This window comes from Dyella sedimenti, from assembly GCF_022760995.1.
GTDB lineage: Bacteria > Pseudomonadota > Gammaproteobacteria > Xanthomonadales > Rhodanobacteraceae > Dyella > Dyella sedimenti.
The window spans coordinates 154044-174490 of the sequence record NZ_JAKWJO010000005.1; the positions used below are offsets into that span (position 1 = coordinate 154044).

At 68.9% G+C, this 20447-nt stretch carries 22 protein-coding genes and 1 riboswitch; of the genes, 3 read left to right on the forward strand and 19 right to left on the reverse strand.

The annotated features are described in order from the left end of the window. Nucleotides 1–4: 4 nt before the first annotated feature. The 6 genes from MJ605_RS12440 to MJ605_RS12465 all read right to left on the reverse strand — a co-directional run bounded on the left by MJ605_RS12440 (nt 5) and on the right by MJ605_RS12465 (nt 5662). The gene (locus MJ605_RS12440; protein WP_243041842.1) at nt 5–1318 is read right to left on the reverse strand and encodes an ABC transporter permease; all 1314 of its coding nucleotides are present in this window, start codon (nt 1316–1318) and stop codon (nt 5–7) included. Between the two features lie 53 nt (nt 1319–1371). Then, nucleotides 1372–2094 (reverse strand): ABC transporter ATP-binding protein, encoded by a 723-nt coding sequence (locus MJ605_RS12445; protein ID WP_243041843.1) that lies wholly within the window; start codon nt 2092–2094, stop codon nt 1372–1374. A gap of 56 nt (nt 2095–2150) precedes the next feature. Beyond that, the gene (locus tag MJ605_RS12450; RefSeq protein ID WP_243041844.1) at nt 2151–3422 is read right to left on the reverse strand and encodes an efflux RND transporter periplasmic adaptor subunit; all 1272 of its coding nucleotides are present in this window, start codon (nt 3420–3422) and stop codon (nt 2151–2153) included. Between the two features lie 182 nt (nt 3423–3604). After that, the gene (locus tag MJ605_RS12455) at nt 3605–4189 is read right to left on the reverse strand and encodes a hypothetical protein (RefSeq protein WP_243041845.1); all 585 of its coding nucleotides are present in this window, start codon (nt 4187–4189) and stop codon (nt 3605–3607) included. A gap of 140 nt (nt 4190–4329) precedes the next feature. Next, a complete protein-coding gene (gene hemP / locus MJ605_RS12460; protein WP_243041846.1) occupies nt 4330–4551 on the reverse strand; it encodes a hemin uptake protein HemP in 222 nt (73 codons plus the stop codon). Between the two features lie 142 nt (nt 4552–4693). Next, a complete protein-coding gene (locus tag MJ605_RS12465; RefSeq protein ID WP_243041847.1) occupies nt 4694–5662 on the reverse strand; it encodes a potassium channel beta subunit family protein in 969 nt (322 codons plus the stop codon). Nucleotides 5663–5816: 154 nt separating this feature from the next. On the opposite strand from MJ605_RS12465, the gene ahr reads away from it, so the two are divergent. Then, complete coding sequence (gene ahr / locus MJ605_RS12470; protein ID WP_243041848.1) at nt 5817–6836, forward strand: NADPH-dependent aldehyde reductase Ahr; 1020 nt, start codon at nt 5817–5819, stop codon at nt 6834–6836. 28 nt (nt 6837–6864) lie between these two features. Here ahr and MJ605_RS12475 read toward each other — a convergent pair whose 3' ends face one another. Continuing rightward, the gene (locus MJ605_RS12475; RefSeq protein WP_243041849.1) at nt 6865–7401 is read right to left on the reverse strand and encodes a hypothetical protein; all 537 of its coding nucleotides are present in this window, start codon (nt 7399–7401) and stop codon (nt 6865–6867) included. Nucleotides 7402–7780: 379 nt separating this feature from the next. Between MJ605_RS12475 and MJ605_RS12480 the strand changes: the two genes are divergently transcribed. Then, a complete protein-coding gene (locus MJ605_RS12480) occupies nt 7781–8530 on the forward strand; it encodes a dienelactone hydrolase family protein (RefSeq protein WP_243041850.1) in 750 nt (249 codons plus the stop codon). A 123-nt stretch (nt 8531–8653) separates the two neighbouring features. On the opposite strand, the gene MJ605_RS12485 is transcribed toward MJ605_RS12480, so the two are convergent. The 12 genes from MJ605_RS12485 to glyA form a co-directional block, all read right to left on the reverse strand. After that, complete coding sequence (locus tag MJ605_RS12485) at nt 8654–9154, reverse strand: phosphatidylglycerophosphatase A family protein (RefSeq protein WP_243041851.1); 501 nt, start codon at nt 9152–9154, stop codon at nt 8654–8656. Next, nucleotides 9151–10131: a thiamine-phosphate kinase gene (gene thiL / locus MJ605_RS12490; protein ID WP_243041852.1), complete on the reverse strand. Its 981-nt coding sequence runs from the start codon at nt 10129–10131 to the stop codon at nt 9151–9153. The genes MJ605_RS12485 and thiL overlap by 4 nt, the downstream gene beginning before the upstream one ends. Nucleotides 10132–10139: 8 nt before the next feature. Then, complete coding sequence (locus MJ605_RS12495; protein ID WP_243041853.1) at nt 10140–10679, reverse strand: GNAT family N-acetyltransferase; 540 nt, start codon at nt 10677–10679, stop codon at nt 10140–10142. Continuing rightward, a complete protein-coding gene (gene nusB, locus MJ605_RS12500) occupies nt 10676–11125 on the reverse strand; it encodes a transcription antitermination factor NusB (RefSeq protein WP_243041854.1) in 450 nt (149 codons plus the stop codon). The genes MJ605_RS12495 and nusB overlap by 4 nt, the downstream gene beginning before the upstream one ends. Then, nucleotides 11125–11586, reverse strand: a complete 462-nt coding sequence (gene ribH / locus MJ605_RS12505) for a 6,7-dimethyl-8-ribityllumazine synthase (RefSeq protein ID WP_243041855.1) — start codon at nt 11584–11586, stop codon at nt 11125–11127. Before ribH ends, nusB begins: the two co-directional genes overlap by 1 nt. Before the next feature lie 46 nt (nt 11587–11632). After that, a complete protein-coding gene (ldcA, locus tag MJ605_RS12510; protein WP_243041856.1) occupies nt 11633–12595 on the reverse strand; it encodes a muramoyltetrapeptide carboxypeptidase in 963 nt (320 codons plus the stop codon). A 182-nt stretch (nt 12596–12777) separates the two neighbouring features. Beyond that, complete coding sequence (gene ribBA / locus MJ605_RS12515; protein ID WP_243041857.1) at nt 12778–13869, reverse strand: bifunctional 3,4-dihydroxy-2-butanone-4-phosphate synthase/GTP cyclohydrolase II; 1092 nt, start codon at nt 13867–13869, stop codon at nt 12778–12780. Between the two features lie 78 nt (nt 13870–13947). Beyond that, nucleotides 13948–14589, reverse strand: coding sequence for a riboflavin synthase (locus MJ605_RS12520; RefSeq protein WP_243041858.1), 642 nt, complete (start codon nt 14587–14589; stop codon nt 13948–13950). Between the two features lie 133 nt (nt 14590–14722). Then, nucleotides 14723–14894: riboswitch (FMN riboswitch) on the reverse strand. A gap of 170 nt (nt 14895–15064) precedes the next feature. Further along, a complete protein-coding gene (locus MJ605_RS12525; RefSeq protein ID WP_243041859.1) occupies nt 15065–16081 on the reverse strand; it encodes a Gfo/Idh/MocA family protein in 1017 nt (338 codons plus the stop codon). Further along, complete coding sequence (ribD, locus tag MJ605_RS12530) at nt 16078–17205, reverse strand: bifunctional diaminohydroxyphosphoribosylaminopyrimidine deaminase/5-amino-6-(5-phosphoribosylamino)uracil reductase RibD (RefSeq protein WP_243041860.1); 1128 nt, start codon at nt 17203–17205, stop codon at nt 16078–16080. Before ribD ends, MJ605_RS12525 begins: the two co-directional genes overlap by 4 nt. A 158-nt stretch (nt 17206–17363) precedes the next feature. Then, on the reverse strand, nt 17364–17882 hold the full coding sequence (gene nrdR / locus MJ605_RS12535; RefSeq protein ID WP_243041861.1) for a transcriptional regulator NrdR: 519 nt from the start codon (nt 17880–17882) through the stop codon (nt 17364–17366). A 108-nt stretch (nt 17883–17990) separates the two neighbouring features. Beyond that, the gene (gene glyA / locus MJ605_RS12540) at nt 17991–19244 is read right to left on the reverse strand and encodes a serine hydroxymethyltransferase (protein ID WP_243041862.1); all 1254 of its coding nucleotides are present in this window, start codon (nt 19242–19244) and stop codon (nt 17991–17993) included. A gap of 143 nt (nt 19245–19387) precedes the next feature. Between glyA and MJ605_RS12545 the strand changes: the two genes are divergently transcribed. Then, complete coding sequence (locus MJ605_RS12545; RefSeq protein ID WP_243041863.1) at nt 19388–20446, forward strand: alpha/beta hydrolase family protein; 1059 nt, start codon at nt 19388–19390, stop codon at nt 20444–20446. Nucleotide 20447: the final 1 nt, after the last annotated feature.

A 20447-nucleotide genomic window follows, 5' to 3' on the forward strand; every position in this document is an offset into this window, starting at 1 on the left:
CGCCTCAGTTGGATTTCAGTTGCCACGCCGGCTGCACCTGTGCGGCGCGCCACGTGGGATAGAAGGCCGCCAGCACCGTCGCCGCGATGGCGACCAGCATGGTCAGCAGCACCAGCGACAGGTCCAGCGTGGCGAGCTTGGCGATGTCCGGTTCGAACACCAGCGACACGCCCATCACGCCCAGGCCGGTCAGCAGCAGGCCGACCAGACCGCCCGCCAGGCCGATGGCCGCCGCCTCGATCAGGAACTGGATGTAGATTTCCTTGCGCTTGGCGCCAAGTGCGCGACGCACGCCGATCTCCGGGGAGCGGCGCATGAACTTCGCCAATAGCAGGCCCACCGTGTTGACCAGGCAGATCAGCAGGAAGCCCAGCGATACCATCAGCGAGACCTTGGCCTCCTGCGGCACCACCTTCTGGTAGTCCAGCCACTCCACCACGTTGCGCAGGCGCGTGTTGGGCGCCCAGCGGAAGCGGCCGGAGCGCTGCTGCTCGGCGGCGTAGCCGTTGAGGTACTGGCGATACGCATCGGCCTCGGACTTGGTCGGCAGCTCGGCCCAAAAGCCCAGCCACACGCACTCGGAACGGATCCACGCATCCCAGCCCTTGCCCGCGTCGTGATTGCAGTTGTTGTTGCCGTTGGTCGCCGTCTGCAGTTCAACCGCGCGGGTGAACGGGATGAACACCTGGATCGGGTCGTCGAAGCCGTTGGTGTTGATCACGTCGTAGAACACCGGCTCGGGGTTCCAGGCGTCAGCGACGCCGACGATGCGGTAGTCGCGTCCGTTGAGGTTGATGTTGCGGCCGACGCTGTTGGCACCATCGAACAGCTTGTCGTTGAGCGCCTTGGCGATCACCGCCACGGCCGCGTGCGCGTCGTCGTCGCCCGCCGTCCAGCCGTGGCCATAGAGGAACGGGATGTCGAACATGGGAAAGGCGTCGGCGTACCAGCCATAGCTGGTCTCGCGGAACGGCAGCATGGCCGGGTCGGCCGGCACGATCGACACCGCGGTGGGATAGAGCGCCGTCTGCCGCCGGGCGCGCTTGTCGCGCATCAGGTTGATCGCGTCGGTGTAGGTCATCGCGTTCGGCGGCTCGCCCTTGTTGTCCTCGTTCGAGTCCGGCCCCCAGTTGTCGATCTGCGGCACATACAGCACCGAGGATTTCTGCGGGATCGGATTGTTCGACGTGGCGCGGAACACCGAGTACGTCGTCATCGACGCGGCCACGCCGCAGCCGATCGTCAACACCATCAGCACGGTCAACAGCGGATTTTTCCTCAGGCTGCGCAGGCCGAGTTGCAGGTAATAGGCGAACATGCTCGTTCCTCGCGGGCGATGGCCGCCTCCCGCCGGGCGGGAGGCGCGACGGGTCAGGCCGGCGTGTTGGCGCGCGCCGCGTGCACCGCCTGGTGGAAGCGCGGATCCTCGGCGAGATCGACCACCTGGCCGTCGATGATGTGCACGTTGCGCTGCGCGCGGGCGGCCAGTTCCGGGTCGTGCGTCACCATCACGATGGTGGCGCCCTCGCGGTGGATCTCCTCCAGCAGCTCCATCACGCCGCGGGCCATCTGGGTGTCCAGGTTGCCGGTGGGCTCGTCCGCCAGCAGCAGGCGCGGGGAGCCGGCCAGCGCGCGGGCGATGGCCACGCGCTGCTGTTGGCCGCCGGACAGTTCGGCCGGGTAGTGCTTGGCGCGCGAGGCCAGGCCCACCCGCTCCAGCGCCTGCATGATGCGCTCCTTGCGCTCGGGCCCTTTCATGCCGCGGTAGCGCAGCGGCACTTCCACGTTGTCGTACACGTTGAGGTCGGGAATCAGGTTGAACGCCTGGAAGATGAAGCCGATCTTCTCGTTGCGGATGCGCGAGCGTTCGTTGTCGTTGAGGTTGCTCACCTCCACGCCGTCCAGGTGGTACTGGCCGCCGGTGAAGGTCTCCAGCAGGCCGGCGATGGTGAGGAAGGTGGTCTTGCCCGAGCCGGAAGGCCCGGTCACGGCCACGAACTCGCCCTCGTTCACGTTGATGTTGAAGTCACGCAGGGCATAGGTTTCCACGACTTCGGTGCGGTAGACCTTGGACAGGTGGGTCATCTTGAGCATGGTGGTTCCTCGTGGTGGTTTTTACCCTCCCCCGCGGGCAGGGGAAGGAGAACTCGCTAGTTGCTGATCGCGATGCGCTGCGCGTTCTTGAAGCTGTCGGTGCCGGAGATCACGATGCGGTCGCCTTCCTTCAGGCCGTCGAGGATCTCCACCTTGTCGATGCTGCTGGCGCCCACGCGGATCGGATGCTTCTCGGCCACGCCGTCGCGCACCAGGTAGGCATAGCTGCCGCCGGATTCGTCCACGAACGAGCCGCGCTGCACGGTGAGCACGTTGTCGCGCTGGTCGAGCAGGATGCGCACCGACAGGCGCTGGTTCTGGCGCAGCTGCTTGGGCGTGGCACCGTCGAAGCGCAGCCGCGCGGCCACCTCGCCGTTCACCACCTCGGGCGAGATGGCGCTGACCAGGCCCTTCCAGGTGCTGCCATTGCCGCTGATCTCGCCGGTCATGCCGATGCCAAGGTCGCGCGCGAAGCTCTCCGGCACCTTCATCTCCACTTCCAGCGCGGTCAGGTCGATCACGCTAAGCAACTGGGCGTCCTTGGCCACGGTGGCGCGCTCGGCGATGAACAGCTGGCCGACCTGGCCGTCCACCGGCGACTTCACGTTGAGGTCGTCCACCTGGCGCTGCAGGTCCTTCACCAGCAGCAGCTGGCGCTCGTGCGCGAGTTTCTTGGACTGGATGTCGAAATTGAGGCTGTCGGTATTGGTGGCGAGGTCCGCCTTGGCGTGGGCCAGGGTGATGCTGGCCTTCTGCAGGGCGTCCTTGGCCTTGTCCACGTCCATGCTGGGCACAGCGCCCAGGCTGAATGCCTTCTGGTAGCGCGCGAGGTCGCGCTCGGCGCCCTGCTCGTCGATGTTGGCGCTGTCGTAGGCCTTCTCCAGCTCGCCGCGGGTCTTGCGCGCATCGATCTGCGCGCGCAGGTAATCCACCTGCATGGCGTCGGCGGCGCTCATCTCCTGCGCCAGCTTGTTGGTGAGTTCCGGGCTGTCGACCACGGCCAGCACCTGGCCCTTCTTCACCGCGTCGCCGGCATGCACCTTCAGGGTCACCGCGCCGCCGTAGGTGGCATAAAGCGTGGGGCTGACCGCCGCCACCACCTTGCCCTCGGCGGCGATGTCACGCACGAACGACCCGCGTTCCACGGTGGCGAAGGCCAGGCGCGAGCCGCTTACCGAGGCATCGGCGGAAAACAGGCGGCCGATGCGCGGGCCGGCCAGGGCCAGCAGCACCAGCACGGCCACGCCACCGCCGATCCACAGCAGGCGGCGCTTGGAGTTTTGCTTGACCTCGATCAGGCGGTCTTGCGCGGAGGTATCGCGAATCATCGACGGGTCCCTGGCCGCGGACAGTACGGCCCTCGGGACCTTTTCAGCAATCGGCGTGCCAACCGGTGATTCGATGCTTTTTCAACGAGTTGGAGCCGCCGGACAGGCCACTCCCGGTGTCCGCGGACACGACCACGGACAGGCGGACAAGCGTCTGCGGGAGGGGTGCCTTGCCACGCGCCTCAGTCCAGCGCCGGTTCCAGCGTCACGTCCGAGGCACGGGCCACTTCGCGGGCGATATCCTGGCCCAGGATGGAAAGCCGCGACAACGGCAAGGCCTCCAGCAGTTCCAGGCCGCCCAGCCGGCGCGTGCGGAAATGCACCAGTTCGGCGCTCGCCGCGCGGCAGGCGGCGCATTCCGATCGCCAGGGCAGCGGCGGCAGCGGACGGCCCCGGCTCAGCAGGGCGTCCCAGGCCAGGTAGTCGGTGTCGGGCAGCAGGTGCAGCCGCGCGCAGAACCGGCCCTCGGCGTCGATGCAATCGATCCATTCGCGCGGTCCGTCCACGCCGACCATGCTTGCCACGCACAGCTCGCGGGTGGCGAGCAGCGGGGCCAGCTCGTGCCGGGACGCCAGCCAGCCCGCCGGCAGCGGCCAGCCTCTGCTGGGCGCTTTCCGGGTCGGCAGGTATAGCACGCTGCCCAGCATCGGCAGCCGCGCCGCCAGCTCCGGGCCGGACATCGGCATGGCGCAGCGGCTGACGGCCAGGTCGTCGGTGCCGTTGCCAGCATGCAGGGAGGCGAGGGCGTGAGCAAGCCAGCCGAACATCGTCTATCTCCTTGGGATGGGAGGCGACCCGGCTGGCGCGGCGACGGCGCGTGGCGATAGGCCTGGAAAAAAGGTCCGGCGGGGACCGGACCGAAGCATGGGCATCCGTGCCCGTGGAGCCCTCCTCGGGGGAGTCGAGGCTATTTGGTCAGGATCAGCTTGTCGTTGCGGGTCAGCCGCAAGTGGTACTCGCTGCCTTGGTGCTGGATCACCAGTTCGCGCTCGCCCTGCAGCAGCGACTGGCTGGAGATGCGCCGCGCCGACGATTCCGGGGCGGGCGCGGCGGGCTTGAGGCTGAGCAGGCGGAACGAACGCGCCGGCGCTTCGGCGCCTTGCGGCAGGGACAGGACGCTGGTCGTCATGATGGGGCTCCGCGGTCGGGTGGTGACGATCAGATGATAATAATTCTCATTTGACTGTCAACCACCTGATTCCACGGGTGCGACGCCTTGTCAGGATTAGGGGTGCCTGTCGCGCACAGGGTGCGCTCCCACAAGACAGCGGTCAGGCCAGGGCCTGGTCGATCTTCTGCAGCACCTGCGCATCCAGCTTCGGCAGCACATCCAGCGCCCCGAGGTTCTGTTCGAGCTGTTCGAGTTTGCTGGCGCCCAGCATCACGGTGGAGACGTGCGGGTTGACCAGGCACCAGGCGATGGCGAGCTGCGCCATCGACACGCCAAGGTCGGCGGCGATCGGCGCCAGCCGGCGCACCTTGGCGATGCGGTCGCCGCCCTGCTCCAGGATCGCCTCGCGCAGCCATTCATAGCCAGGCTGGGCCAGGCGCGCGTCGGACGGCATGCCGTCGTTGTACTTGCCGGTGAGCAGGCCCGAGGCCAGCGGCGACCAGATCGTGGTGCCCATGCCGTAAGTGTCGTACAGCGAGGCGTATTCCCGCTCCACCCGCTCGCGATGCAGCAGGTTGTACTGGGGCTGCTCCATCGACGGCGCGTACAGGTGGTTTTCCTTCGCCACGCGATGCGCCTCGGCGATGGCCTCGGCCGGCCACTCGCTGGTGCCCCAGTACAGCACCTTGCCCTGCCGCACCAGCGTGTCCATTGCCGCCACGGTCTCCTCGACCGGCGTGTCCGGATCGGGACGATGGCAGAAGTACAGATCCAGGTGTTCCACCCGCAGGCGCCGCAGCGCCTGGTGGCAAGCCTCGGTCACGTGCTTGCGCGACAGTCCGCGCTGGGTGGGCAGCGGATCGGCCACCGCGCCGAAGTACACCTTGCTGGAGACGCAGTAGCTGTCGCGCGGGAAGCGCAGGTCCGCCAGCACGTCGCCCATCAGCGTCTCGGCCACGCCGTGGTTGTAGACCTCCGCGTTGTCGAAAAAGTTGATGCCATGGTCGTACGCCATGGCCAGCAGGTCGCGCGCCAGCGAGCGCCCCACCTGCTGGCCGAAGGTGACCCACGCGCCGAACGAGAGCGCCGACAGTTGCAGGCCGGATCGGCCAAGGCGACGGTAGAGCATGGGATGCCTCCGGTAGTCCCAGGAAGATGGAACAGCATGCCAAGGGCGCCTCCTCCGCGTCCATCGCCGGGCACATACACGCGCTGCCGACGGCGCGCGGGTTATGCTTGAACGGTTTCGACGCGCGATCATCCACCAGCTACGGAGTCAGTCCATGTCGCAGATGCAGGGTTGGGCAGTCCAGCAGGCACGCCAGCCGCTGGTGTTGAGCGAGTTCGACCTCGGCCCGCTCGGCGCCGAGGAAGTGGAAGTGGCGGTGGACTATTGCGGCATCTGCCACTCCGACCTGTCGATGATCAACAACGACTGGGGCATGTCGCGCTTTCCCTTCGTGCCCGGGCACGAGGTGATCGGCCGCGTGACCGCGCTGGGCCCGCAGGCCAAGGGTCTGAAGGTCGGCCAGCGCGTGGGCATCGGCTGGAGCGCGGAAAGCTGCATGCATTGCCGCCAGTGCCTGTCCGGCCACCAGAACCTGTGCCCCGAGTCGGTGGCCACCATCGGCGGCGGCCATCACGGCGGCTTCGCCGACAAGGTGCGCGCGCACTGGGCCTGGGCGGTACCGCTGCCCGAAGGCATCGACCTGCCCAGCGCCGGTCCGCTGCTGTGCGGCGGCATCACCGTGCTCAAGCCATTCCTCGCCTACCGCGTCAGCCCGGCCGCGCGCGTGGGCGTGGTCGGCATCGGCGGGCTCGGCCACATGGCGGTGAAGTTCGCCCGCGCCTGGGGCTGCGAGGTCACCGCCTTCACCTCCACCGCCGCCAAGGCCGACGAGGCGCGCGGCTTCGGCGCCCACCACGTGGTCGCCAGCCGCGACGCCAACGCGATCACCGCGCTGTCCGGCTCGCTCGACCTGCTGCTGGTCACCGTCAACGTGCCGATGGACTGGAGCGCGCTGATGGCCACGCTGGCGCCGCACGGACGCATGCACGTGGTCGGCGTCGTGCCCGAGCCGATCCCGGTCGCCGCCTTCGCGCTGATCGGCGGCGAGCGCGAGGTCTCCGGCTCGCCCACCGGCTCGCCGGTGGACATCGCCACCCTGCTCGACTTCGCCACCCGCCACGATATCCGCCCGCAGGTGGAGATGTTCCCCATGGCGCAAGTGAACGACGCGTTGCGGCACCTGGCCGAGGGCAAGGCGCGCTACCGCATCGTGCTCGAGGCGGGGCGCGGCTGACCCGCCGGGCCGGAACCCGGCCCGTCGCTCAAGGCAACAGATGAACGTCCATTCGCTGGTCGAGGCCATTGTCGGCCTCCGGATGCCATAGCGTCTTGCGAAGCTCGTCGCCGGTGGCCCATTGCTTCAGTGCGCTGAGCACGGTCGCGTCCTGCCCGTCCTTGCGCATGTAGATATCCAGGTAGCGGCGGTTGTCGCAGATGTCGTCGCAATGGAAGCTGGAGAACGCCAGCCCCTCGATCTGCCCGTACTCGTTGAGGATCACGGCCACCGCGCTGCCCCCGCAGTCGCGGCTGGGACAGGCCGCGAACAGGTAGCGCTGGTCCGCCAGCGGCACCGCGTTCTGCGCCGGGCCCTGGAGGCCATCGAGCGCCTGCGAGCTGATCGACTTGTCGGACTTGAAGTAGCTGGCCTTGCCATCGCCGGTGAAATGGCCCAGGGCCTGCGCGAAGCCCGAGGCACGCACGAGGTCGCTGGTCCTGGGGCACGTGGAAGGGTCGATCAGCCGGCATGGTCCCGCCGTCGCCACCATGGGCGTCACCCACAGCGCCAACAGACACGCCATTTTCAAAAGCATGCGCATAGTCATCGTCAAGAATCCCCCTGCTGCGAACGGTGAATCCGCCCATCCCGCACCAGAAGCGAGCCAGACGACGTCGATTCCCCGGTCATCAGGGAACGATGGACGTCCCCGGGCGGCAAGGCTCGCCCCGTCGGCCGCGGCGTGGCGCCGCCGGCCATCCGCAACGATGCCCCACGATGCGGAGGGAGACCATAGGAATTGTGCGTAGTCCTTGTCCCCGGGACTCGCCTGCAACCATGCCAGGCCCGCCATGGCCGCGCCCGGCGGTCGCCAAGGCCGGCCTTCATGAAATTTTTTTCATTATGAGGAAACCCTCATATATCCATAATGCTGGACCACCTTCCCCGCCGAGACTTTGCCCATGGCACGCACCGACCTCACCGTCCCCACCCGCGACGGCCACTGCCCCGCCTCGCTGTTCACCCCAGCCCAGGGCAACGGCCCGTGGCCGGGCGTGGTGTTCTTCATGGATGGCCTGGGCATCCGCCCCGCCCTGTTCCAGATGGCCCAGCAACTGGCCGACATGGGCTATGCCGTGCTGCTGCCGGACCTGTACTACCGCACCGGCCCGTACGAGCCGATGGTGCCTGCCAAGGTGTTCGCCGATCCCGCGCTGATCGACAACCTGATGCGCATGATCGGCACGCTGGACCGCGACCGTAAGGTCGCCGACGCCGGTGCCTTCATGGACTTCCTCGCGGCCCGGCCCGAGGTGCAGGGCCTGCCGCTGGGCACCACCGGCTACTGCATGGGCGGCAATATCGCGCTCACCGCCGCCGGCGGCTTCCCGCAGCGGCTGGCGGCCATCGCCTCGTTCCACGGCGGCGGCATGGCCACCGATCAGGCGGACAGCCCGCACCGCTTCGTCGAGGGCATCACCGGCACGGTCTACGTGGCCGGCGCCGATGCCGACACGCACTTCACCCAGGAGCAGAAGGACACGCTGGAGCAGGCGCTCAACGAGGCCGGCGTGCCACACACGGTGGAGATCTGGGCCGGCGCCCACCACGGCTTCGCCGTGCCGGACCACCCGGCTTTCGACGCGGCGGCGTCCGAGCGCCACTGGAAGGTGCTGGCCGACCTGTTCGGCCGCAGCCTGCACGCGCGCTAGGAGTCCCCCCTCCCCAACCCTCCCCTGCTCGCAGGGGAGGGAGTGATCGCGCCAGACCTGCTCTTGGCTCCTCCCCCTGCTGGCAGGGGGAGGCTGGGAGGGGGTGCTCTTGATCACACCGTTTCAACGCAACAGCGCGAGCACCACGCCCAGCACGACGGCGGCGAACACACCGGCCACCACGTCGTCCACCATCACGCCCACGCCGCCCTTGAGCCGGCGGTCCAGCACGCGGATGGGCCAGGGCTTCCACACGTCGAACAGGCGGAACAGCGCGAAGCCCAGCGCCACGCCCCACCAGGGTCCGGCCAGCACCGGCAGCAGCGCGATCCACAGGCCCACGAACTCGTCCCATACGAGGCTGCGATGATCGTCCACGCCCAGCGCGCGGCCGGCGACGCCGCAGGCCCAGGTGCCGAGCGCGAAGGCCACCAGCACGGCGAAGGCGTACAGCTGCAGCGGCAGGCTGCGCAGCAGCAGCCAGGGCAGCAGCGCCGCCAGCGAGCCGAACGTGCCCTGCGCCGCCGGCGCCAGCCCCGAACCGAAGCCGCAGGCCAGCCAGCCGGCCGGCGTGGCCAGCAGCAGGCGGCGCTGCGCGGACGTCAAGGTCTTCTTGTCGCTCATGGCGCGAAATGGTCCCAGCCGCGGCGCGCGGTTTCCAGCCATTGTCCCAGGCCGTCGCGCACGCGTACCCCATCGCCCTCGACCATGCGGCCGATGTGGGTGGCGCCGCAACCGAGCCGGGCCAGGTCGCCCTGCACCTCGGCCACCCGCGCCGGCGGCACGGTGAAGCACAGCTCGTAATCGTCACCACCGGCCAGCGCGAAGTCGCGGGCGACCTCCCCGTCGAACGCGCCCAGCAGCATCGGCGAGAAAGGCAGCAGCGGCGCCTCGATCTCCGCGCCCAGGCCGCTTTGCTCGCACAAGTGGCCAAGGTCGGCCAGCAGGCCGTCGGATACGTCGATGCACGCACTGGCCCGCCCACGCAGGGCCAGGCCGGCCGCCAGGCGCGGCGTGGGCCGATGCAGCCGCTCGATCAGGTAGGCCGCGCGCCCGTCGCCCTCGTCCACGCGGGCGCCGCGCTGCCACAGCGCCAGTCCGGCGGCCGCATCGCCCAGGGTGCCGGTGACCAGCACCGCGTCGCCCGCGCGCGCACCCGAACGCACCAGCGCCTGTCCCGGCGGCACGAAACCGTGCACCGCCACGCTCACGGCGAGCGGACCGCGCGTGGTGTCGCCACCGACCAGCGCCAGCCGGTGCGGCTGTGCGAGGCGGGCGAACCCTTCGGCGAAACCGTCGATGAATGAGCGCAGCGCGTCGTTTTCCTGCCTCGGCAGGGTCAGCGCCAGCAGCGCCCAGGCGGGGCTGGCGCCCATCGCGGCAAGGTCGGAGAGATTCACCGCCAGCGCCTTCCAGCCGATGTCGGCCGGTGCCGTGCCCAGCGGGAAATGCACACCCTCGACCAGGGTGTCGATGGCGATCGCCAGATCCTGCCCGGCCGGCGGCGCCACCAGCGCCGCATCGTCGCCGATGCCCAGCCGCACGTCCTCGCGGCCCTGCGCGGTGCGTTCGCGGATGCGATCGATCAGGCGGAATTCCATAAGCGCGCCTAGCGACTGAAAACCAGGGTGGGACTACCGTGATAGGCGGTTTCCCGCCATCGCATGAAACCGGCCTTCTCGGCGACGCGGATCGACGGCAGGTTGTCCGGCGAGATGATGCACACCACGCGCCGCCCCGCGGCATGCCAGTCGGCCCAGGCCACGGCGGCGGCCACCGCCTCGCTGGCGTAGCCCTGGCCGTGGACCCGCGGCGCCAGCGCCCAGCCGCATTCCAGCATGCCTTGCAGCGGAGGCTCGATGTCCCGCCGGAAATCGGCGAAGCCGACGTCGCCCACATAGCGGCCGCCGTCCTTCTCTTCCACCGCCCAGTAGCCGTAGCCCAGCAGACGCCACAGGCCGGCGTACTGGAGCAGCCGCTTCCATACCTCCTCCGGCGTGGCGGGGCGTCCGCCGATATGTCGGGTCACCTCGGGATCGGACCAGAGCGCGGCGCAGGCGGCATGGTCGTCCGCACGGTGCGCGCGCAGGCGCAGGCGGTCGGTCTCCAGCACGGGAACCGGCGAAGGCCGATCCGCGGCGGCGTTCATCCGCCGCGTTTTTCCGCGCCGCGCAGCGCGCCGGCCAGCTTGTCCAGCACGCCGTTGACGTAGCTGTGGCCATGGTCGGCGCCGAAGCGCTTGGTGACCTCGATGGCCTCGTTGATGACGACGCGGTAGGGCACGTCCGGGCGGTACTTCAGTTCGTAGGCGGCCAGGCGCAGCGCGGCGCGCTCGATCGGGTCGATCTGGCCCACCTCGCGGTCCACGTAGGGCTTGAGGCTCTCGTCGATGGCCTCGACGTGGTGCTCCACGCCGCGCAGCAGGTCCTCGAAGTATTCGAGGTCGGCCACTTCCATGTCCTGCTCGTGGCGGAACTGCTCGATCACCGCATCCATGCGGCTGCCGCTGAGCTGCCAGGCATAGACGGCCTGCAACGCGCGGCGGCGGGCGCGCGAGCGCGCGGCGAGATCGATCCCTTCCGGACGCTGGCTCATCACAGCCTTCCGTACAGGTTGACCATCTCCAGCGCGGCCAGCGCGGCGTCGGCGCCCTTGTTGCCGGCCTTGGTGCCGGAGCGCTCGATGGCCTGCTCGATGGTGTCGGTGGTCAGCACGCCGAACGCCACTGGCACGCCGGAGGCATAGGCGGCCTGGGCCAGGCCCTTGGCGCATTCGCCGGCCACGTAGTCGAAGTGCGGGGTGGAACCGCGGATCACCGCGCCCAGCGCGATCACCGCGGCGTACTTGCCAGAGTTGGCCAGCTTGTACGCGGCCAGCGCGATCTCCCAGGCGCCCGGCACGCGGACCAGCTCGATCGCGTCGTCCTGCACGCCATGGCGCACCAGCACGTCGCGCGCGCCGGCCACCAGGGGCTCGACGACGAAACCGTTGAAACGGCCGGCGACGATGGCAAAGCGGCCTTGGGGCGTGGCGAAATCGCCTTCGATGATCTTCATGGGTCTGCGTTTTCCTGAGGGCTCGGGCCCGACGGGGCCGGTTATTTTACGGGATTTGGGGCAGCGTGCCCGGATCGGGCCGGGACGCCGCCAGGGACAGCCGGGGATGGCCGTGGAAGCGGAGGCTGGCCTGCCCCCCACCCGCCACCAGGCGGGCCGGCACGCCGAACGGCAGGGTGAACTTGTCCTGCTCGTGGCCGAACGGCAACCCCCGCACCACCGGCAGGCGCACCACCGAGGCGACCTGCGCCAGCGCCGCGTCCACGTCATAGCCGTTGTCGTACGCGTGCGGCCGACACTGGCTGAAATGGCCCAGCACCAGCGCGCGCTGGCGGTCCAGCACGCCGGCCAGATGCAGCTGGTAGAGCAGCCGCTCGATGCGGAACGGCGGCTCGCCCACGTCCTCCACGAACAGGATGCCTCCCTCGATGCGAGGGAAATACGGCGTGCCGAGCAGGCTGCACAGCATGGCCAGGTTGCCGCCCCACAGCGGCCCCTCCACGTCCAACTCGGGCGCCGCGGGAGCCTGCCAGCGGACGATGGGCTCGGCTTCGCTCACCGCGCGCCAGAAATGTTCCCACATCAGGCCGTTGAGCTCCGGGGCGCCGAAGTCCGGCCCGAGCATCGGCCCGCCAAAGGTGACCAGGCCGCTTTTCGCATGGAGCGCCATCTGGATCGCGGTGAAGTCGCTGTGCCCCACCAGCAGGGCCGTGCTGCCAGCCAGCCGCTCGCGCAGCGCGCCGTAGTGGAGGTGCTCCAGCAGCCGCGTGGCCCCGTAGCCGCCGCGCACGGCCAGCACGATATCCGGCAGGGACGGATGGATGGCCAGGCGATTGAGGTCGGCCGCCCGCTCCGCGTCGCTGCCGGCGAAGCGCTGCTCGGTGCGGTCGAGCACCTCCAACTCCTCCACCGAGCAGCTCGCCTGGCGCAGGCGCGCCACGCCGCGCGCCATGGCATCACGGTCATGCGGGTAGCCGGAAGGGGCGATCAGGCGGATGGTGGTGGTCATGGCGGTCGATGGTTTGGAAAGCCCGAGTATGCCGCCGGCGGCATGGCGCGGGGGTGGCGAAGCGATGCAAGGGCAAAGCGCTGTGGGAGCGCACCCTGTGCGCGACGCCCCACGGGACGAAGACATCGGGGCGTCGCAGTCGCGCACAGGGTGCGCTCCCACAGTGAGGGGCCGTTCCTGGTTTACACGTACTCGACCACCTCCAGCCCGAAACCGCCCAGGCCCACCATCTTGCGCGGCGTGCCCAGCACGCGCAGCCGGCGGATGCCCAGGTCGGCCAGGATCTGCGCGCCCAAGCCGAGCTGGCGCCACTCCTGCTGCTGCGCCTCCTCCGGCGCCTTCATCTCCGGCTGGCGGTTCAGCCGGCGCAGCAGTGCCTCGGGGGTATCCTCGCCGGACAGCACCAGCAGCACGCCACGACCTTCGTCGTCGATACGCCGCAGGGCCGCGGTCACCGTCAGGCCCAGGTCCTCGCGCTGCAGGTGCAGCACGTCCGAGAGCGTGTTGCGCACATGCACGCGGGTAAGCACCGGCTCGCCGTCATGCACGGTGCCGCGCAGCAGCGCGAAGTGCAGGCCATGGTGGATCGCGTCGCGGTAGGCCACCAGGCGGAACGGGCCGAACTCGGTCTGCACCTCGTCCTCGTAGACGCGCTGCACCGTCTTCTCGGTTTCCAGGCGGTAGCGGATCAGGTCGGCGATGGTGCCGATCTTCAGGCCATGCTTCCTGGCGAACACTTCCAGCTCCGGGCGGCGCGCCATCGAGCCGTCCTCGTGCAGGATCTCGATCAGCACGGCGGCCGGCTCCAGCCCCGCCAGCGCGGCCAAATCGCAGCCCGCCTCGGTATGCCCGGCGCGCGTGAGCACGCCGCCCGGCTGCGCGGTGAGCGGGAAGATATGGCCCGGCTGCGAGAGGTCCTGCGGACCGGCGTCGGACTTCACCGCCACCTGGATGGTGCGCGCGCGGTCGTGCGCGGAGATGCCGGTGGTGACGCCCTCGGCCGCCTCGATGGAGACGGTGAAGTTGGTCTGGTAGGGCGAGGTGTTGTCCACCACCATGGGCTTGAGGCCCAGCTGGCGCGTACGCTGCTCGGTGAGCGTGAGGCAGACCAGGCCGCGCGCCTCGCGCACCATGAAGTTGATGTCTTCGGGCCGCACCATCTGCGCGGCCATGATGAGGTCGCCCTCGTTCTCGCGGTCCTCGTCGTCGAGGATCACGACCATGCGACCGGCGCGTATGTCTTCGAGGATCTCGGGGATGGTGTTGAAGCTCATGATTGGTTCCAATGTTGTTTAGCTCGTCATTCCGGCGCAGGCCGGAATGACGTCTTGTTAGGACGTGACGTGAACCCGTCAGGCGAACCCGTGCTGCCGGAGGAACGCCTCGTCGAGCCTCGGCGCGTCGCCGCTGGCGATCAGCCGCTCGATGTAGCGCGCCACCACGTCCACCTCGATGTTCACCGCGTCGCCCGCGCGACGCGCATGGAACGCCGTGTGTGCCACCGTGTGGGGAATAAGGTTGACCCCGAAGCGATGGCCGTTCACCTCATTGACGGTGAGGCTGGTGCCGTCGATGCAGACCGAGCCCTTGGCCGCGATATAGCGCGACAGCGCGGCCGGCACCTCGAACACCCAGCGCTGCGAGCGGCCGTCCGGCGTGATCGACACCACCTTGCCCACGCCGTCGACGTGGCCGGAGACGAGATGGCCGCCCAGGCGGTCGGCCAGGCGCAGCGCCTTCTCCAGGTTGACCGGGTCGCCGGCCTTGAGCTTGCCCAGGGTGGTGAGCGAGAGCGTCTCGTTGGAGACGTCCGCGCCGAAACCATGCGGCTCCAGCGTCACCGCGGTGAGGCACACGCCGGACACGGCGATGCTGTCGCCCAGTTGCACGTCGGCCAGATCGAGATCGGCGGTATCGACGTGCAGGCGCACGTCGCCGCCGCGCGGTTCGAGCCTCGCGATGCGGCCCACGCTCTGGATGATGCCAGTGAACATCAGCGCACCTCCGGCACGGAGGCGGCAAGGAAATCGGAACGATGCTTGGACATGAAACGTTTCCCGCGTCGAAAGCCATGCGAAAAACGCCCCAAGGCGTCTGGCCGGCGCATGCCCGCGAGGGCGCGCGCCGTACCGTCTTCTCTCATCCGGACTTTCTGGCCCGCCATCGCTGGCGAACCAACCGTCGGCTCCGGCATCGGACCGGATCTGCTGACCTTCCGGCGGGGCCGGAAGCGCTCGCGGGCTCGCACCCGAGGGTGCCTACCGCCGGTGGGGAATCGCACCCCGCCCTGAAGACGTCGTTGTGTTTTGCCGGCGAACCGGCCCGGGGATTCTAGCACCATCCCGGCTCAGGGCCCGGAAGGGTTGTCCACGGTAGGGAACGGTGTGTCGCGGCGGTCGCGCACTGGGTGCGCTCCTGCAAGGGAACCGAGGCGTTATAGGAGCGCACCCAGTGCGCGACCGCCGCCCCTCATCCCCCCATCGACTGGCCGGTCTCCCGCCGATAATCCCGCAACACCCGGTCCATCACCCAGCTGGTGCGCGCGCCGGATTCGGCGGTCGAGGGACAGGCCCCCGGCGTGCCGGTCAGCTCGGCCACGATGGTCTCGATCAACGGCTGCTGGATATGCGGCGGATTGGCCACGCGGTATTCCCGCCGGTCGTCGGCGTGTTCCAGCACGATGGGTCCGTCGCCGAAGGTGGCGAAGGCGAGGCGGCCCTTGTCGCCAATCACCTCGACCTGGTCGTGGTAGCGGTAGCTGCCGAAGTTCCACAGGCCCGTGCCCAGCAGGCCGTTGCCGAAGGCGAAGGACATCGCCACCGCATCCTCGGCCGGATACGCGCCCAACTGGTTGCCCGCATGCCCGTGGGCCGAGACGATGGGGCCGAACAGCCAGTCGAGGATGTCCAGCGTGTGGCAGCCGATATCCGCGAACACGCCGCCGCCGGACAGTTCCGGGCGCACGCGCCAGGGCAGCGCCGCCGGATCGCGATAGCGCGCATGGTGCGGCTCGTGCAGCATCACGTTGACGATGCGCGGCGTGCCGATGGCGTGCTCGTCGAAGATCAATTCGCGCACCTTGCCGAAGCGCGGCAGCGCGCGGCGGTAATAGGCCACGAACACCGGCACCCCGGCCTCGCGTCCGGCGCGGACGATCGCCTCGCACTCGGCATGGTCCAGCGCCATCGGTTTTTCCACGTACACCGGCTTGCCCGCCGCGATCGCCATCAGCGCGTACCGCTTGTGCGTGGAGGGTGGCGTGGCCACGTAGACGGCGTTGACTTCCGGGTCGGCGATCAGCGCCGCCGCATCGTCGTACCAGCGCGGCACGCCATGGCGCCGGGCATAGTCGCGCGCCTTGTCGCCATCGCGGCGCATCACCGCCACCAGGGCAGAGTTGGGCGCCTTGGCGAAGCCGGGTCCGCTCTTCACTTCGGTGACGTTGCCGCAACCGACAATGCCCCAGCGTATCGCTGCCATCGTCATAGGCTCCCGGACTCCATGGCCACTCCGCCAGCGGGCCGCAGCCGCAGCCGCAGGTCTTCGCCGACCGCGCTGCGCTCGACCGTGCGCAGCGCCCAGCGCAGCGACATGTCTGCCAGCGGCGGCAACGACAGCAGCGGGCGCGCACCGTCCCCCAGCAGCAGCGGCGCCACGTAGATCAGCAATTCATCGACCAGGCCGGCGGCGAACAGCGCGCCGCACAGCACGGGGCCGGCTTCCACCTGGATTTCGCCGATATGGCGACGGGCCAATTCGGCCATCGCCGCGTGCAGGTCGAGCCCATTGTCCCGTGCCGCCACCACGGCCAGCTCGACGGCCTGGAAGCGCGGATCCTGCGGCCGTGCCTGCGCGCCATGCAGTACCAGCGTGGGCACGGCGCCGTCGAGCACATGGCTGTCGGAGGGCGTGCGCAGGCGGCTGTCCAATACCACGCGCCAGGGCGGCGTGAACGCCTCGCCTTGCGGCAGGCGCACGGTCAGGCGCGGATTGTCGGCCAGCACGGTACCCGAGCCGGTGAGGATCGCGGCGCTACGCGCGCGCCAGCGCTGCACGTCGGCGCGCGCGGCCTCGCCGGTGATCCATTTCGACTCGCCGTTGGCCAGCGCGGTGCGGCCATCCAGGCTCATGGCCAGCTTGACGCGCAGCCACGGGCGGCCGCGCTCGATGCGACTGAAGAAACCGATATTGAGTTCGCGCGCCTGTTCGCGCAGCAAACCCGTTTCCACCGCGATGCCCGCATCGCGCAGCTTGCCGATGCCACGGCCGGCGACCTGTGGAAACGGATCTTCCGCGGCGATAACGACGCGCGCCACGCCGGCGGCGATCAGCGCATCCGCACAAGGCGGCGTGCGGCCGTGATGGGCGCAGGGCTCCAGCGTGACGTAGGCGGTGGCGCCACGCGCCCACTCACCCGCATCGCGCAGCGCGAACACCTCGGCGTGCGGTTCGCCGGCACGCTGGTGGAACCCGGTGCCGACCACCTGCTCGCCATGAGCGATCACGCAGCCGACGCGCGGGTTGGGCTGGGTGGTGAACAGGCCGCGTTCGGCCAGGCGCAAGGCGTGCGCCATATGGGCGTGGTCGATGGCGCTGAAGGCGTGGGTCATGGCTTGGCCGCTCCGCATGGCTATGGTGCCAGTCTATGGGCTCAACGTGCTTTTCTGTAGGAGCGCACCCTGTGCGCGACAAGCCTTGCGACACGGTAGCGACGTAGCGCTGCGGTCGCGCACTGGGTGCGCTCCTACACGCGGTGTGCGACCTGCCCTCAGGATTTCTTGCGGCGCGCGACGCCCTCGCCCAGCAGCGACAGCTGCAGCGCTTCCAGTTCCGGCAGGTCGCGCTCGAGCTTCTCGATCTCCTCGCGGAAGGCCTGCACGTCCTCGAACTTGCGGTAGACCGAGGCGAAGCGCACGTAGGCCACCTGGTCCAGCTTCTTCAGCTCGCGCATCACCAGTTCGCCGACCTGGCGCGAGGGTACCTCGCGCTCGCCGCAGCGGCGCAGGTCGTTGATGATCTCGCGCACCGCCGTATCCACCGAGTGGGTGGGCACCGGGCGCTTCTGCAGGGCGCGCTCGAAGCTCACGCGCAGTTTGTGCTCGTCGAAGGGCTCGCGGCGCTCGCCGCTCTTGACGATGGACGGCAGCTTCAGCTCCGCCGTCTCGAAGGTATTGAAGCGCTCGCCGCACTTGGGACACTCGCGACGGCGGCGCACGGTGGCGCCGTCCTCGGCGAGGCGCGAATCGATCACGCGGGTGTCTTCGTGCTGGCAGAAGGGGCAGTGCATCAGGGAGCTGGGAATAGGGAATGGTCGATAGGGAATAGGAAAAGCGCACGGAGTCGCAAGAACCGGGCTTCCACTATTCCCGATCCCCTATTCCCCATTTCCCGCATTTCAGCCATACACCGGGAACTTCTTGCACTGCGCGGTGACCTTTTCACGCGCCTGGGCGATCACCGCCTCGTCGTTGGGCGCATCGAGCACGTCGCAGATCCAGTGGGTGAGTTCCACCGTGTCCGCTTCCTGGTAGCCGCGGGTGGTGATGGCCGGCGTGCCCACGCGCAGGCCCGAGGTGACGAAGGGCGAGCGGGGATCGTTCGGCACGGCGTTCTTGTTGACCGTGATGTGGGCCTTGCCCAGCGCGGCTTCCGCATCCTTGCCGGTGACCTCGCGGCCGATCAGGTCGATCAGCATCAGATGGTTCTCGGTGCCGCCGGAGACGATCTTGTAGCCGCGCTCGATAAAGGTCTTGGCCATCGCCTTGGCGTTCTTCACCACCTGGGCCTGGTAGGTCTTGAACTCCGGCTCCAGCGCCTCCTTGAAGGCCACCGCCTTGGCGGCGATCACGTGCATCAGCGGGCCGCCCTGGATGCCGGGGAACACGATCGACTGCAGCTTCTTCTCGATCTCCTCGCCGGCGTCCTTGGCCACGATGATGCCGCCGCGCGGACCGCGCAGCGTCTTGTGGGTGGTGGAGGTGACCACGTGCGCATGCGGCAGCGGGTTCGGGTACACGCCCGCGGCGATCAGGCCGGCCACGTGCGCCATGTCTACGAAGAGATACGCGCCGACCTTGTCGGCGATGGCGCGGAAGCGCGCCCAGTCCATCACCTGCGAGTAGGCGCTGAAGCCGGCCACGATCATCTTCGGCTTGTGCTCGACCGCCAGGCGCTCGACCTCGTCGTAGTCGACCAGGCCGTGCTCGTTCACGCCGTACTGCACGGCATGGAACAGCTTGCCCGAGACGTTGACCTTGGCGCCGTGGGTGAGGTGGCCGCCATGGGCCAGGCTCATGCCCAGGATGGTGTCGCCCGGGTTCAGCAGGGCCAGGTACACCGCCTGGTTGGCCTGCGAGCCCGAATGCGGCTGCACGTTGGCGTAGGTGGCGTCGAACAGCTGCTTGAGGCGCTCGATGGCCAGGCGCTCGGCGATGTCCACGAACTCGCAGCCGCCGTAGTAGCGCTTGCCCGGGTAGCCTTCGGCATACTTGTTGGTGAGCACGCTGCCCTGCGCTTCCATCACGCGGGGGCTGGCGTAGTTCTCCGAAGCGATCAGCTCGACGTGGTCCTCCTGACGGCGGGCTTCGTCGGCCATGGCCTGGGCCAGTTCGTTGTCGTAACCGGCGATCGTCTCGTGCTTCGGGAACATCCTGACCTCGGGGGGTGGCAAGCAGGGTTAGAACGCGAAATTGTAGCCGTCATATGTTATGGGGGCCACCGCCGGGCACTTGCAGCCATGTTTCGTACAACGTACCGTACATCGCACGCAATTCAGCCCCAAGGACGCCTGCCATGCCGAAGGTTCGGTTTTTCCGCCTCGCGCTCCCGCTGCTCCTGCTCATCCCCGTGCTGGCCCTGGCCGATGGCCTGACCGGCGTGGGCATCGCCCCCATTCGCATTCCCGATCCGGTCAACGGCGGGCAGACCGATGGCTACGTGTTCTACCCCTCGCCGACGCCGGTCCATGGCACCATGGCCTTCGGACCCTACGACGTCGCCGCCGTTCCGGATGCGCCGGCCATCCCCGGCGCCAAGCCGCTGGTGGTGATATCGCATGGCAATGGCGGCAGCAACCTCGGGCACCATGACCTGGCCGCCTACCTCGCCAGCCATGGCTTCGTGGTCGCCACGCTCAACCACCCCAAGGACGATTTCCGCGACACCAGCGGCGTGGGCCACCTGGAGGTATTGGCGGGCCGTCCCATCCAGGTGAAGTCCACCATCTCCACCCTGCTGGCCGATCCGCGCTGGAAGGCCCTGATCGACCCGAACCGCATCGGCGTGGCCGGCTTCTCGGCCGGCGGCTACACCAGCCTGCTGGTCACCGGTGCCCGGCCGCGCTTCGACCGCTTCATCGGCTTCTGCGAACGCTACCCGGACGACCTCGATATCTGCGGCCACGCCGACGAGTTCAAAGCCGCCGCGGCCAGGCAGGGGAAAACCCTGCAACAGGTGTTCGACGACATGCAGCAGCACTTCGGCCGCTACGGCGACACCGCCGATCCGCGCGTGAAGGCCGCCTTCGCCATGGCCCCGCTGAGCCTGATCTTCGACGACCACGGCTTCGACGGCGTGCACGTGCCGGTGTATCTCTACTACGGCGAAAACGACCGGGTATTGCCGCCCGAGGCCAACGCGAAACACATCCAGCCGCTGATCCGCACGCTCGCCGGCGTGAAGGAAGTCCCCAAGGCCGACCACTGGGTATTCCTGCCGCCGTGCTCGCCCGCGCTGGCCAAGGACATCCCGGCGCTGTGCCGCGACCCGGCAGGCGTGGACCGCGCCAAGGTACACGCGCAGATCGAGGCGGATGCGCTGGCCTTCTTCCGCAAGGCGCTGGACGTGCACTGAC